This is a genomic window from Stenotrophomonas sp. YJH_SMC_40, from assembly GCF_059368615.1.
On sequence record NZ_JCAFRX010000015.1, the window covers coordinates 57920 to 72420 of the forward strand.

At 64.4% G+C, this 14501-nt stretch carries 10 protein-coding genes and 1 pseudogene; all 11 read right to left on the bottom strand.

All coding sequences use genetic code 11. The features are described 5' to 3' along the window. Window positions 1–61: 61 nt before the first annotated feature. Window positions 62–3997, bottom strand: a complete 3936-nt coding sequence (locus AC5P6X_RS20660; protein WP_425529738.1) for a YadA-like family protein — start codon at window positions 3995–3997, stop codon at window positions 62–64. 9 nt (window positions 3998–4006) lie between these two features. Beyond that, window positions 4007–4138: pseudogene (locus tag AC5P6X_RS20665) on the bottom strand (ESPR-type extended signal peptide-containing protein); the annotation flags it as partial. 66 nt (window positions 4139–4204) lie between these two features. Beyond that, window positions 4205–4918, bottom strand: coding sequence for a pilus assembly protein (locus tag AC5P6X_RS20670; RefSeq protein ID WP_049450477.1), 714 nt, complete (start codon window positions 4916–4918; stop codon window positions 4205–4207). Window positions 4919–4934: 16 nt separating this feature from the next. Next, the gene (locus tag AC5P6X_RS20675) at window positions 4935–6068 is read right to left on the bottom strand and encodes a CblD like pilus biogenesis initiator family protein (protein WP_088436876.1); all 1134 of its coding nucleotides are present in this window, start codon (window positions 6066–6068) and stop codon (window positions 4935–4937) included. Beyond that, the gene (locus AC5P6X_RS20680; protein WP_099604836.1) at window positions 6065–8791 is read right to left on the bottom strand and encodes a TcfC E-set like domain-containing protein; all 2727 of its coding nucleotides are present in this window, start codon (window positions 8789–8791) and stop codon (window positions 6065–6067) included. Before AC5P6X_RS20680 ends, AC5P6X_RS20675 begins: the two co-directional genes overlap by 4 nt. Window positions 8792–8851: 60 nt before the next feature. Further along, complete coding sequence (locus AC5P6X_RS20685) at window positions 8852–9349, bottom strand: CS1 type fimbrial major subunit (RefSeq protein WP_088436878.1); 498 nt, start codon at window positions 9347–9349, stop codon at window positions 8852–8854. Window positions 9350–9867: 518 nt separating this feature from the next. Next, complete coding sequence (locus tag AC5P6X_RS20690) at window positions 9868–10887, bottom strand: hypothetical protein (RefSeq protein WP_088436879.1); 1020 nt, start codon at window positions 10885–10887, stop codon at window positions 9868–9870. Window positions 10888–11324: 437 nt separating this feature from the next. Next, a complete protein-coding gene (locus tag AC5P6X_RS20695) occupies window positions 11325–12602 on the bottom strand; it encodes a citrate synthase (protein ID WP_005410870.1) in 1278 nt (425 codons plus the stop codon). A 296-nt stretch (window positions 12603–12898) separates the two neighbouring features. Then, the gene (locus AC5P6X_RS20700) at window positions 12899–13141 is read right to left on the bottom strand and encodes a type B 50S ribosomal protein L31 (RefSeq protein ID WP_005410871.1); all 243 of its coding nucleotides are present in this window, start codon (window positions 13139–13141) and stop codon (window positions 12899–12901) included. Between the two features lie 88 nt (window positions 13142–13229). Continuing rightward, on the bottom strand, window positions 13230–14168 hold the full coding sequence (locus AC5P6X_RS20705; RefSeq protein ID WP_005410872.1) for a nucleoside hydrolase: 939 nt from the start codon (window positions 14166–14168) through the stop codon (window positions 13230–13232). 220 nt (window positions 14169–14388) lie between these two features. Next, window positions 14389–14501 (bottom strand): IS3 family transposase (locus tag AC5P6X_RS20710; protein WP_495201421.1); only part of this gene is annotated, 113 nt, incomplete at its 5' end.

The following is a 14501-nucleotide window of genomic DNA, read 5'->3' on the forward strand; positions in this document are numbered from 1 at the left end:
CCTCGGCAAGGACCCCGGCGCGGCGGGGTTCATTACGCGCACTACGCCGGGGCGGCATGGCTTACCAGCCGATGCCCACGCCGACGCCCATGCTGCGCTCACCGCTGTTGGTGAACGCACCATTGAGGCTGAAGGTGGCCGAACCCTTCTCGTTCAGCACACGCTGGTAACCCACCGCCATCGCCGACTCACCCTCGCTGTAGCCCACGCCCGCACCCAGGCGGTTGTAGGTGGCCAGGCCTGCGGTGTTCATCGCCATCGCACTCTGCGCACTGCTCATCGCGGCCATACGGTTGAAGCGCTTGTCCATCTTGTCCAGGCGACGCTCGAAGTTACTGATCGCACCATCGGTGTACTCGTTGGCACGGGCCAGCATCTTTTCCAGATCAGCGGTGTCGACCTGCGGCTTGGGCGTCTCGTCCTGCTTCGACTTCGGCTGCGGCGTCGGCTTGTCACCTTCACCGGTAGAGGCGATCTGCGGCGAGCTGCTGGTTTCCCGCGTCGGCGCGATCTCCTCGGTGGAAGGCGAAGGCGTGGATGCTGCGGCCATGGCGCGGGCCTGCGGCTGAGCGTCGATGCGCTGCTCCAGCCCATCCATGCGGCCATTGAGCTGCTGCTGCATCGAGTGCAGCTGGCCGCCGTTGACGGCATCGCGGCTGCCGGCCGCGATCAAGCCGTTGGCCACGTTGGAGATGAGCATGCCGTTGGCGCCGGCCAGGGTGAGCCGGTGGGTGCCGTCTGCGCGCACCGAGGGGGTTTCCTGGAACACGGAGCGGAGCTGGGATTCGACCTGGTTCACCCGCGAGGTGGTGCTGACGACTGCGCCGTCGAGCGCTTCCAATGCACCATTGAGGGTGGGTTGGGACTGGCCCTGAACCTTGAAGCTGGGGCCGACGATATTACCGTTGGCATCGACTTCGCCGCCGAGAGCGGACAGTGCGCCGCGCAGCTGGCCGACGGTGGCAGCGTTGTGGTTGGCGGTGCCGTTGGCGATGTTTACGAGGCGACGCTGCATGCCACTGTTTCCGAACGATGCAACTCCGGCTTCATTTGCCTGAGCGCTGCTTCCAAGTGCCAGCGACCCGTGAGCCCCGCTTCCAACTCTTGCGCCAGCACCAATCGCGACACCTTCATTCGCGCCGCCCGCGCCTCCACCGACCTGCGCACCGACTCCCATTGCGAATCCATTCGCAGAATCCACAGAGACAGTCGCCGCTCTACCAATTGCGGTCGAGTTCTTTCCCATGGCCTCCGCAAACGTGCCTACCGCAGTTCCTCCCTCCAGCCCCGTCTTTGCTGAATTTCCGACCGCAACGCCTGCCGCACCCGCTTCTGCGCGCTCACTGAAGGGCGCTGAGCCGATACTCACAAACTGTGCGACGTCCTCAAGTTCCGAAACACGGCTGTTGGTCTCATAGAGCTGACTGCCTCGCACAACGTCCGAGCTATCAGCCGACAGTCCTGCCTCGGCCACGCCAGTCAAACGCGCACCGCCGTAGTCGATGACGCTCGCATCCAATCCACGCATGGCCTGCGCGCCCATCTCCCGCTCCCTGCGCATCGCCTCCAGATCATTCCGATTCTGCGAGATCTTCTGCTCGGCGGCGTACAACTGACTGCCGGTTACGGCATCACGGCTTCCTGGCGCCACTCGGCCGTCAGCCAGGTTGGTCAGCACCATGCCATTCGCGCCATTCAGCGCGATCTGGTTCATGCCGTCGGCACGGGCCGACGGTGAATCCTGGAAGATCGAACTCAGCTGGCCTTCCACTTTGTCCGCGCGACGGCCTGCGGTGATGACAGCGCCATCGAGCGCCATCAGCGCGTCCTCGACGGTGCTCTGAGTTCCACTTTGTACTGCATAAGTAGGGGTAATGATGTTGCCGCTGGCATCCATGCCTGCGCCGCCGCCGAGGGTGGCGAGGGAGTCCTTGAACTGGGAAACGGTGGTGGCGTTGTGGTCAGCGGTACCACGGGCGATGTTTACAAGACGGCGCTGAACGCCAACACCCCCAAACGACGCGACTCCTTCTTCAACTGCTTGAGAGCCATTTCCAAGTGCCAGGGAGCCGTGAGCCCCGCTTGCAACTCTTGCGCCAGCACCAATCGCGACACCTTCATTCGCACCGCCCGCGCCTCCACCGACCTGTGCACCGACTCCCATTGCGAATCCATTTTCGGAATCCACAGAGACAGTCGCCGCTCTGCCAATTGCGGTGGAGTTCTTGCCCATCGCCTCCGCAAATGTGCCTACCGCAGTTCCCCCCTCCAGTCCCGTCTTTGCTGAATTCCCCACCGCAACACCGGCCACACCTGCTTCGGCGCGTTCACTGAAGGGCGCTGAGCCTATACTCACAAACTGCGCGATATCCTCAAGATCTGAGACGCGTGAATTGGTTGAATGCAGCTGCCTACCAGACACAGCCTCAGCACTGCTGGCGCTCAAGATTCCATCTGCCACACCACTGATCTTCCGATTGGCATTGGCGTTGTTGCGCACGTCCAACGTCGCACCGCTGTTCTTCCCGCCCAGGCGCACATCGCCGGACGCGGAAACCTGCGCCACCAGCCCGCCCAGCACCGCGGTTTCGGCCAAAGCCTTGGCTGCATCCGTTTTCGCCACGGCAGCATCTGCACCCGCAGACTTGGCAACCCCCTCGACCGTCGTCAACTTGTCATTGGTGGCACTGAGCTGCCTGCCATTGACCGCCTCGTAGCTGCTGGCGCTGACCACGCCATCGGCCACGCCGGTCAGTTTCCGGTTCGCATTGGCGCTATTGCGCACATCCACTACGGTGCCACTGTTCTTCTCACCCACGCGAACATTGCCACTGGCACTGACCTGATTCAGCAGTCCGTTGAGCGTCCCCACCTGGGTCAGCGCGGTATTCGCTGTCGTCTTGGCGGAACTGGCATCGCTCATCGCGGTGCTGACATTGCTGTTGGTGGTGTTGAGCTGCCGACCGGTCACCGCATCGGTACTCGTCGAGGACAACGTCGCGTCCGCAACACCCGCGATCCTGCGATTGGCACCGGCACTGTTCCGCACGTCCAGGACGGTACCGCTGTTGGATGCGCCCAGCCTAACGTTCCCCGAAGCAGAGGTCTCGCTCAGGAGGCCCGAAAGCGTGTTGGCCTTTGCCAGTGCGCTGTCAGCATTGGTCTTCGCGGCGTCGGCGACGGCGCGCGCGGCCGCAACATTGCTGTTGGTGGAATTCAGCTGCTTGCCTGACACCGCATCTGTGCTGGCCGTGCTCAGTGTGGCATCTGCCACGCCCGTGATCTTGCGATTGGCGCTGGCGCTGTTGCGGACGTCCAGTACTGTGCCGCTGTTACTTGCACCGAGGCGGACGTTACCTGATGCAGAGGTCTGACTCAGCAGGCCCGAGAACACATTGGCCTTTGCCAGCGCGTTGTCAGCAATGGAGCGCGTGGCTGTGACATTGCTGTTGGTTGCATTCAGCTGTTTGCCCGTTACCGCGTCCGAACTTGTGCTGTTAAGTCGCGCATCCGCCACATTCACCACTCGTCGCTTCACTGAGCTATTTCCAACAGAAACTGCGTTCTGTTCCGAAGCAACAGAGTTGGCGCCCAGGGCTACTGAGTTTGCTGCCGAAGCATATGACCCACTACCAACCGCAATCGCATTATCGGCAGACGAGTGGGAGTCGTTGCCAACAGCAACCGCGCCAACGCCGTACGCCTTCGAATAAGCGCCGAATGCGGCAGCGTACCCTCGCGTCGCTCTTGCGCTGTATCCGAAGACAGCGTTACGGTCACCCGAAGCAACGGACTGATGCCCAAAAACGATCGATTCCTTTCCTGTTACCGACGCGCCATTTCCCATTGCGAGAAAGCGCTCACTCCCAGACCCAGAGCTTGCGCCCACGTACTTGGTGTCATGCCCAATGAACGGCGTGCATTGGTAAAATCCGAACACGTCCTTATTGCAAGGCGAGTAGAAGATGTCTGCTCGGGCTGTGTTCACGCCAGTCACAGCGAGCAGACCACAGGCCGCGCTTACGGCCAGCCTTCGGGCGGCTCCTGAAGATCGCTTAGCGCGTGGCGTAGCAAGCTCGCTTCCCACGACCCAGCAGTGCTTTGCGGTACTCCAGATACGTCGATAGACGTGATTCATGATTCGTCCTTAACAAGGTAGATAATGAAATGCCCCTTGCCGCGCAAGGAGCGGGAGATGAAATTCTCAGCTGACGCTGCTTTCCAGGGTCTGTGTGTGTTCTCGATGGCCATCGCGGCTCAATCGATAGCGAAGCTGCAGTGAGTCACCGGGCGCAATCTGGAAAGGCAGGGTCAGATCGGCATCGGGATAGAGACTGCGCGACAGGTCCTGCGGGGTGCAGACACCTTCGGCCGTGCAGACAGCCGCGCCAGTGATGCCGACGCGCAGTGTTCCGGTGTTACGCAGGGTGTCTCCCTGCAGTTGCAGATCCACGCTTCCGTTGGCGGGCAACACGTTCACCAGCGCGCCCCAGACCAGGCTGACGCCGACGTTGGCTTGGGCAGCCTGCTCGCCGTCTTCGAGAAGGGTTCCATCCGGGCCCCTTACCCCCTCGAAATAGACTCGGTACGCCGCTTCCTTCTCGACATTACGCAGCGGAATGACGCGGATCAGGCGGTTGCCGCCGCCACTGAGTGCGAACTTTCCAGGCGTGATGGCAATGGCTGCCTCGGCGGCCTCCACTTCCATCTCTTCCTCGCCGGCCTGCGCGGGATTAGAGATGCGCAGCAGGCGTGCCTGCACGTACTGTGGCTGGGTGGAGTGCGAGTACACGCGGATCTGCCCGCCACGCTTGGCATCGACGGCTGCGCGCATCGGGTGGATCGAGAGGTTGGCATGTGCCATCGGCGGGACCAGCAGCGCGCTCAACGGCAACAGGCAGAACAGCAGTTTCTTCATGATGAGCTCCGTGGGATCAGGGTTTGGCGGTCGGCACGCGCAGCTCTACCGTCAACTCGCCGTCGTAGAGGCCGGGCCGTTTGCTGGCGATGGGCGTAGGCGGCGTTTCCAGCGTCAACGGCGTGGGCACGCAGTACACGGGCTGGCTGATGCCCGGCAGCATCACCAGCCGCAGCTGTGCGCTGTCGATGCCGCGCAGCAGTTGTTCCTCGCCGTTCTTCATCGCCAGGCGGTTGCCGCCGTAGTTCAGGCTGACCTGGTAGTCGAGGCGCTGGGTGTCATCGCTGCCACCATCCCCGTGCCAGACCGCGTAGTCCCGCCCTGGTGGTGGTCGCGGTCCGCTATCGCGCACGGTAACGCCGAGGAACTCGCTCTGCGAACCCACGCCGTCGTACAGGCACATGTCCACTTCCTTGTAGCCGCCGACTACCTTGCGGATGGGGTCGTAGCGCAGGTCCATGTTGACCAGTGGTGCAATGCCATCGAAGCCGGGGAAGTAGATCGATATCGCGTCGTAGTCGGTGACGGTGAAATCGAAGTTGAAGGTGGCGGTGGCGACGGGTGCCGCGGCTGGATCGGCTTTGACGTTCAGGCGCATCGTGGCCTGCCAGCGGCCAGCTACGAGCTTGGCAAGCTCAGATGCTGGAATAGTCAGCGCAGCACCCGTGCCGATCGGTTCGTCCGATACACATTCGTACCAGAACGCTTCATTCAGAATGCGCTTCTGACTGTCCCAATAATCGATATTGCAGCGAGGACCCGACATAACTCGCAGCAAGCTTCCTACCGCACGAACTTCCGTACGCAGGCCGGTCCTCAGATCAACGAGGCGCAACGCTATCTCCGTGGTTCCCACTGACATTCGCGGCTCACTTTCCGTCGGGCACCGCCCAAACTCACTATCAGAAGCAGACCCGCAAACCACATGGATCTGCCCATACTTCATCGCCAGATCGTGACTGAACCCCAGCACCGTCCGCGGCGCCCACAGCTCCACGTCACCCGGCACCGCCGAGCGATCCCAGGTCATCACAATGTCCCTGCTCTGATCCGTCGGATGCGTCTCCGGCGGCCACTGCGCCCACGCCCGTGGCATCACCAGCACCAGCGCACACACCAGCATCAACACACACATCCAACGCCGGCTCATGGCGTACCTCCTGCAGCAGCGGTCTGGGGTGTGGCGGCAATCAACGCGCGTTCCTGCAGCAGGCGGGTCACGCGGGCCTGCTGGCGGATCTCGGGCGGCAGCTGGGCCACGGCCAGCGGCTCGCAATGCACGGCGCCGACCAGCAGCACCACCTGGCGGCGCTCGCGCACCTGCAGCGGGCAATGCAGCAGGCGGTCGTCCTGCAACAGGTACAGCGTTGTTTCGCGACGCGGGAAATCGGCAACGAAGCTGCCGTTGGCGCTGGTGCCGGGCACCGGCGCGTTGAGGATGCGGGCGCCGCCCAATGGCGACCCCGCAAGATCCTTGACGTTGCCGATGAAGGTGTAGGTCACTTCGATCGGCACCGGCATGCGCATCAGCTTGCCGGGCGTCAGGAACATCGGCCGTGCACCACCCACGCCGGTCACGCGGATCGCGGCGATGCTGTCCAGCGTGCTGGCGTCCTGTACTTCGGCACGATGCGACTGGTACGACGACAACGGCAACAGGCGTCGCTCGCCGATCTGCAGACGCTGTCGGCGCAGTCCGCCCACCTGCAGTTCGGCGGCCACACCACGCAGGTCCACGTCGTCGGAGCCGTCCACCTGCACGGCCAGACCGGCCTCGGCGCCGTGGGCACCACTCCAGTAGACGCCACGGCGGCCCAGGGCGAAGCCGGAACTGTGGCTGCCGCTGTAGCCCGTCTCGCCGCGTCCGCGCTGCTCATAGTGCGCAATGCTCGCGGTGGTGTTGCCGATGCCGTTCTGCAGCTGGCCACTCAGCGATGCGCTGTAGCGGTCATTGTTGTTGGCGCGCAGTTCGGCGTTGAACTCCCGATAGTGCGTATCCCGGTCCTGGCGCAGGCTCTGGCCCACGCTGTAGTCGATGGCCGGGCGCTGGTGCTGCGGTTGGCGCACGTCCACCGCATAGCGGCGCTGGCCACTGCTGTCGTGGTTACGCTGCAGGCGGGTCAGGCTGAGGTTGAAGTAGATGCCACGGTCACGCTCGTTGCTGCCGCGCACGCTGTCGGTGCTGCGCTGCTGCCACAGGCCCACGCGCGTGGACACGCTGAAGTCCTGCCAGCGATGGCTGCGGCTGAAGCTGGCCTGCCAGGTGCGGCTGAGCACGGGCTCGCGGCGCGGCTCCAGCGGGCCGGGCGGCAGCAGCGGATCGAGCCCGAAGAACGGATCCTGCTCGAGCCCGGGTCGATGCCAGCCGGTGCGCCAGGTCTGGCGCCGGGTGTAGCCCACGTAGGCGTTGCCACCGGCCAACGGCAGCGACATCGAGCCGCTGAGCGAGTTGGTGCAGCCCAGCTGGTCGCGCGCATCGGCCTCGAACTGGCAGGCCTTGCCACGCATGCGCTGCTGGTAGAGATTCCACGACGCCTTGCGCCGGTACGACAGCTGGTGCTGCTGGCCATTGCTGCCATCACTGCCCCGCATGCCGCTGAGCGAGGCGCGCATCTCATGCGTGGCCAGCACGCGACGCAGGTCCACGCGCAGCTCGCCGTAACTGTGGCCGCCGAGGTTGGCGGCACCGGCGGTAAGGGCGGCATCGCGGCCCAGCGGCACGCGCACGCCGGCCATCGCCACGCTCTCCCCATCGAAGCGGTCGCTGCGGCGCTCGTTGCGGCGGCCGCCCTGCACGAACCACTGCCACTGGCTGTTGGTCCAGTCGCCGCCCTTGTCGAACGGCGCCTCCTCGGTGCGCACCAGCACACCGTCCTCGTAGATGCGCATGCGCACCAGGTAGTTGCCGAACGGGAAATTGCGGGTGTCGATCTGGTTGATGCCCGCCTGCAGGTAGAAGGTCTGCAGCAGTCGCTCGCCGTCGAACACATCGACGCGTGCGTCGCGCGCCAGCAGCACCGTCAGCGGCGTGGCCTGCACGGCGGCATCGGTGTCCACGTAGGCCTGGGTGGTGCCCACGCGCGCGCCTTGGAAACGGTCCAGCGGCAACATGCTGAAGCTGAAAGTGCCACCCTGCGGGCTGGACAGGTTGCGGCGGTCCATGCGCCCGGCCTGCAGGTAGTGCGCCTGCCCCAGGTCATGGCGGTAGTAGACGTTGTCGAACTGGAAGTCGTCGTCGCTTCGGCTGCGGTCACGCTGCTGGGTGTAGTACCAGTCGGCGGACAGGTGGCCGCGATCGAACAGGCCCAGCGTGCCCACGCCGCGCGCGGACAGCGCCTGGTAGTCGCGGCCGCCGCTGACGTTGAGCGTCTGCTGGTGCAGGAAGGCGTTTTCGGCGTTGGCCGTGACCGTGTGGTAACGCTCAGCGGCCGGCTCTCCCGGAATCCACTGCCGCGCCACGAACAGGCGCACGGCGCCCTCGCCTTCGTCATACAGCGCGCGCGCCGCGGTGGGGTCTTCGGGTGGGTCGAGATAACCGCAGCCGGCCGTGGCGCCACCGAAGCGGCAGGCCAGGTGGCTGTTGCGCGGCAGTGGTTGCGACAACGCCGGCAGCAAGGCTGCCTGTGCATCGGCAGGCAGGTCCAGCGCCTGCAGCACGTGCGCGGGGTCTTCCAGCTGCACGTGCTCCAGCGTCACGCGCACCGGCGACAGCCCGGCCGAGCGGCCGAACAGCTGGATGTCGAGTTGTTCGGTCTGGCCTTCAACCAGATCCTCGAAGCCGGCGGGGACGCCGTGGGCTGCGACCAGAGGAGCAGCCATTGCCAGGGCGAGCGCGACCGCCAGCCGGGTAACGGCGGGGGCGTGTGGGGTCATGGGGGTATCGCTGCAGAAGCGGCCGGCCCGGAATGCGGACCGGCGCGGGGAAGCCGTGGATCAGGGCTTCTGGTTCATAACGATGTAGACCATGCCTTCATAGCGGCCGTTGACCGTAAGCGGGCCACCGGCACCCGCCTGGGCGATGGTCAGCGGCATCGAGATGGAGGCACCCGGCGTCGAGCTGGCGCCGTTGAACAGGTCAGCCGCCTTGAACTCGGTGACCGCAGTGGTCAGCGCATCGGTGTTCAGGCTGACGGCCAGCGGCACGCGGGTGCTGCCATTGAGCAGCACCGGATCGTGGCCGAGGCGAACTTCGATGTCCTTATCGATATCGTTGGAGTGGATGCGCACCTGCTGCGTGGACGGCAGCAGGCCGCGCAGCGGATCGTGGGTCATCTGCACGGTATCCGGCAGCGGGGTGCCGTCCTCGAGCAGCAGCGCCAGGGTCGGGTCGACGTCGGCGTAGACGGTGATCTTGGTTTCCAGCGCGTGCGCGGACAGCGAAGCAGTGGCCAGCGCTGCAGCGAGCGCGGCCTTCTTGAGAATGGCGTGCATGGGTGTCTCTCTCGGACAGGGGGAATATGAAAGCCCCCCTCCCCTAAGGAGAAAGGGAGGGAGGCGCCGCCCGCAGAGGTGGTTGCGGGCGACGGAGAGAATGTTAGGAATCCATTGCCATGCAGGCCATTCAAGCATTCCTAAAACGTGGAACGTTAAGGAGAATTCTTGAATGTGTTCAACGTTTGAGGGTTATGCAAACTCCCTCACTGCTTGAATGCAATAAACCTCATTGCCTTGAGTTTGTAGAGTCAACTGTTAGTCGACTGCTCTTCCGACACTGCGCGAAGCACACGCGCTGCGCGCGTGAGTCGAGTACGGCTCGACTCTACAAGGGGTCATCCACGCATGGCGTGAATCTGCTGGATGGCATCAGGCCGCCTTTCGGCGGCCTGATGACACATCGTGTTGGCGCACGATCAGAAGAAGATCGCGTACAGGATCAGCAGCGGAATCGGTACGCCCAACAACCAGAGAAGAATCATTTTCATTGCAGGTCTCCTTGCGTGGAAGGCGGGTTACAGGTCGCGGCGGCGGCCGCCCCAAGTGGCGCTGAGGCTGGCGAAGAACGCACCGATCAGCAGGGTGATGAACAGCCACAACGCGGCATAGGCGGTCGCCTTTCGGGCATCGTCGGCGGCCTGCTTGGCGGTCTTCCTGGCCTTTTCCAGCGCCGCACGCATGCGCGTCTGCACATCGGTCACGCGCGCCTGCGCTTCGGCCGGGCTCATGCCGGTTTCGCGCGCGATCAGCTGCGCCAGGTACTGGGTGTCGTCCGGGTCCAGGCCGTCTCCCTGCAGGCTGTTGACGATGATGCGGTTCACTTCGGCACGCACTTCGCGGCGGTCGCCCATCGGACCATTACCCGGCATCGGGCGCGGCGGCGGGGCGGCATTCGGATCCATCGGTGCACCCGGCGGCGGCGCTGCAGGAGCAGTCGGCCCTGCGCTGGTCGTGCTGCGGAACAGCGAATCCACCCAGTAGTTGAGGTCGCCTTCCGGGGCCGCCGCAGCAGTGCTGCCCGCGCCCGCTGCGGCAACACTGGCCGTGGATGCGGCAGCGCCTGCGGCGGCACCGGCCACCTTTGCGCCGGCGCCCAGCACGCCACCGATGGCCGATGTGAGCAGGCCCGCGGTCAGCAGCGTGGCCACCGCCCACGACACGAAGCCATGCGCGGTATCGCGGAAATAGGTTTCATCGCCATGGATCTGCGTCCACTTGGTACGCAGGCGGCCCGCCAGATAGCCACCCAGGCCGGACGCGGCCAATGCGGTGAAGGTGAGCCAGATGATGCTGGACCAACCGAAGGTCTCTTTGCTGACGCCTTCGAACGACCATGGCGACACCGACGACAGGCCGAGGCCAACACCGAGGATCAGCAGGATGAGGGAGAGTGCAGCGGCAGCGGTGGCGCCAGCGAAGATCGCGCCCCAGGAAACGGCGCTTTCGCTGGGAGGGGCGACGATCGGGGCGGTGACGACGGCGGCGACGTCAGGGCCGAGCGGTCCGCGCTCGGGTGGGTCGAATCGGGTACTCATCGGGATGGACGCTCCATTTCAGGTGCTGCGGATGCAGCTGGCGTCCTGAGGCTGCGCGAGCGCTTGTGAAGCTGGCGAGACCCTTGAATCACGCGGTCTTGGCGCGATGAAGCGCTTGCCAACCAAGGTTGGCACCTACCGAAGGCGGGTGCGGCGGTAGATCCGCGCCATGCGTGGATGGGAAAGCGTGCCAACCAAGGTTGGCACCTACCGAAGGCGGTTGCGGTGGTAGATTCACGCCGTGCGTGGATGGGAAAGCGTGCCAACCAAGGTTGGCACCTACCGAAGGCGGTTGCGGTGGTAGATCCGCGCCATGCGTGGATGATTTTTCGCGGGCGCCGAAATCGTGCGGACCAACGGTCCGCACCTACCAGGTCCGCTCCAAAAAAAACGCCCCGCGGATGCGGGGCGTTCTCGGCACAACCTACGCGGGGCGATCAGCCCTGGTAGTCGCGCACGTCGCTGCCGGTGTAGACCTGGCGCGGACGGCCGATCTTCATTTCCGGATCAACCTGCTGTTCCAGCCAATGCGAGACCCAGCCGGAGGTACGGCCCAGGGCGAACATGACGGTGAACATTTCGGTCGGGATCTGCAGCGCCTTGTAGATGATGCCGCTGTAGAAATCGACGTTCGGGTACAGCTTGCGGGCGACGAAGTACTCGTCCTGCAGCGCGGCCTGTTCCAGCTTCACGGCCACGTCCAGCAGCGGATCCTGCACGCCCAGCTGCTTGAGCACCTTGCTGGTCATCTCGCCGATGACCTTGGCGCGCGGGTCGAAGTTCTTGTAGACGCGGTGGCCGAAGCCCATCAGGCGGAAGCCGGAGGTCTTGTCCTTGGCCTTGACCACGGCGGACTCGACGTTGTCGGCGCTGCCGATTTCTTCCAGCATCTTCAGCACGGCTTCGTTGGCACCACCGTGGGCCGGACCCCACAGCGCGGTGACACCCGCAGCGACCGACGCGTACGGGTTGGCACCGGTCGAACCGACCAGACGCACCGTCGAGGTCGAGGCGTTCTGCTCGTGGTCGGCGTGCAGGATGAACAGCAGGTCCAGCGCCTTCACCACGTCCGGGTTCAGATCGTACTGGCCGTCAGCGGACTCGAAGGTCTGCTTCAGGAAGCGGCTGACGTAGTCCAGCGAGGTGTCCGGCTTGTTGGCCGGCAGGCCCTTGCCGTGGCGGTAGATCAGCGCCGACAGGGTCGGCACCTTGGCGATCAGGCGCACGGCGGCCTGGCGGCGCTGTTCGGCGTCGGACAGGTCCAGCGAGTCGTGGTAGATGGCCGACAGCTGCGCGATTGCAGCGGCCAGGATGGCCATCGGATGGGCATCCTTGGCGAAGCTGCCGATCAGGGTGTTGATCGACTCATCGACGTTGGCTTCGGCGGTCAGCTCATCGGTGAAGGCCTTCAGCTGCTCGGCGCTCGGGCGCTCGCCGTTGATCAGCAGGTAGGCCACTTCGACGTAGCTCGACTTTTCCGACAGCTGTTCGATCGGGTAGCCGCGGTACAGCAGCACGCCCTTGTCGCCGTCGATGTAGGTGATGGCGGACTTGCAGCTGGCCGTCGCGGTGAAGCCGGAATCGTAGGTGAAGAACCCCGTTTCCTTGGTCAGCTTCGCGATGTCGACGCAGTCGTTGCCAAGGGTGGGTTTGATGACGGGCAGAACGACCGACTTGTCGCCGGCGTTGAGCGTGACCTGATCAAGATCGGACACTGTGTGCGCTCCTTCATGGGAAGGCGCCTGCCCAAGCGCATTGGTCAGGCACGTGAATGACGTCCTCGGCCTGTGCCGGGGATCAGGTCATTATCGCACAGCAGCATTTGCCCGGCGCTAGACAGAAGTCGTATACGACAGGCAGCCAGACACCGGCCGTTGAGCGGCCCGGATCGGCAAAAGCGTTGTCACACGAACGCAGTGTTCCGCCCATCCAAACGCCCGTTGGGTTGGCGTTGGGGAAAAACAAACGGCCGCGCAGAGCGCGGCCGTTGGTTCGAAGCTGGATCGACAGATCAGCGCGCGTAGCGCTTCTGGAACTTGTCGATACGGCCCGAGGTGTCGATGACCTTGTGCTTGCCCGTGTAGAACGGGTGCGAAGCCGAGGAAATTTCAACCTTGACCAGCGGGTATTCGTTGCCGTCTTCCCACTGGATGGTTTCCTTCGTCGCCATGGTCGAGCGGGTCAGGATCTTGAAATCGGAGGTGACGTCATGGAAGACGACGTCGCGGTAGTTCGGATGGATATCGGCCTTCATGGGCTCACACCGTAAATGGGCTGGTGGTCAAGAGCGGCATTATAAGCACCGGTTGCCGCCCGGGGCAACCGGTGCCGGTCAATCGACGTCAGTCCGCACCCAGGGCCTGGCGCACCAGGGCCTCGAAACGCTGCTGGTCGTAGGCCATCAGCAGATCGCAGTTGTCCGGCTGGCCGGTCTGGCGGTTCCAATCAACGATGGTGGCGCCGCGGCTGAACGTGCCGTTCAGCTCCACGTTCAGCGGGCGCGACTCGACCCGCAGCTGCCCTTCGGGGTTCAGCGCCCAGGCCATGGCCACCGCATCGGCGGTGTACCAGCGCCCGCCCTTGCTGTCTTCGGACAGGCCACGGGTCTTGCGCGAGATCAGTTCGTAGAAGCGGGCGCGATCGGAATCGGCCTGCAGCCACTTCTCGGCGTCCTGCAGCGGCAGGCCATGGGCGACGGTGGCCTCCCAGTCCGACACCAGCAGGTGCTTGAACGAGGTGAACACCACGTGCGCCGCTTCCGGGTCGAACGCAATGTTGAATTCGGCCGCCGGGGTGATGTTGCCGTGGCAGGTGACCGCGCCGCCCATCACCACGATGCGCTTGATGCGCTCGGGCAGGGTCGGGTCCAGCTTCAGTGCCAGGGCAAGGTTGGTCAGCGGGCCCAGCATCACCAGCATCAGTTCGCCGGCGTGCTCGTGCGACAGGCGCAGGATGGCCAGTGCGGCGTGTTCGGCTTCAGCCTGACGGCTCGGCGGCGGCAGGTCCACGTCGCCGTAGCCGTCACGGCCATGCACGTGGGCAGCGTCAACGGAGGGATGCAGCAGCGGATCCGGGCTGCCGGCAAACACCGGTACGTCGGTGCGGCCGACGATGTCGCAGAGCTTGAGGGCGTTGCGGACGGTGTACTGCAGGCCGACATTGCCGGCGGCGATGGTCAGGGCGACCACGTCATGCCGTTCGTCGGCAAAGGCCATCAGCAGGGCCAGGGCGTCGTCCACACCGGGGTCGGTGTCGATCAACAGGGGGATCTTGTGGGTCATCGTTGCCGTCTTCAGATCGGCAACGAAGTGTGGACCGGGATGATGACCGTTGCAAGTACGGGGGTTGGGGTTCGGCAGGGCTGCGCCCTGCACCCGCCGAATCAACGACAAACGCCAGAGCAACGGCAAAAGCGGGTTTCCTGGGGGATGGCGGGGTGGGTCCGGTTGCGGGGGACGCCGTAAACCCATCCTTGAAGTGACCCCCGAGACTTGGACGGGGTCAGGCGGCCGATTGGGCCCGCTCCCGGTACTCTACCGGGCTCAGACCTTTCAGTTTCAGTTTGATGCGCTCCTGGTTGTAGTACTGGATGTATTCCACCAGCCCAGCCTCCA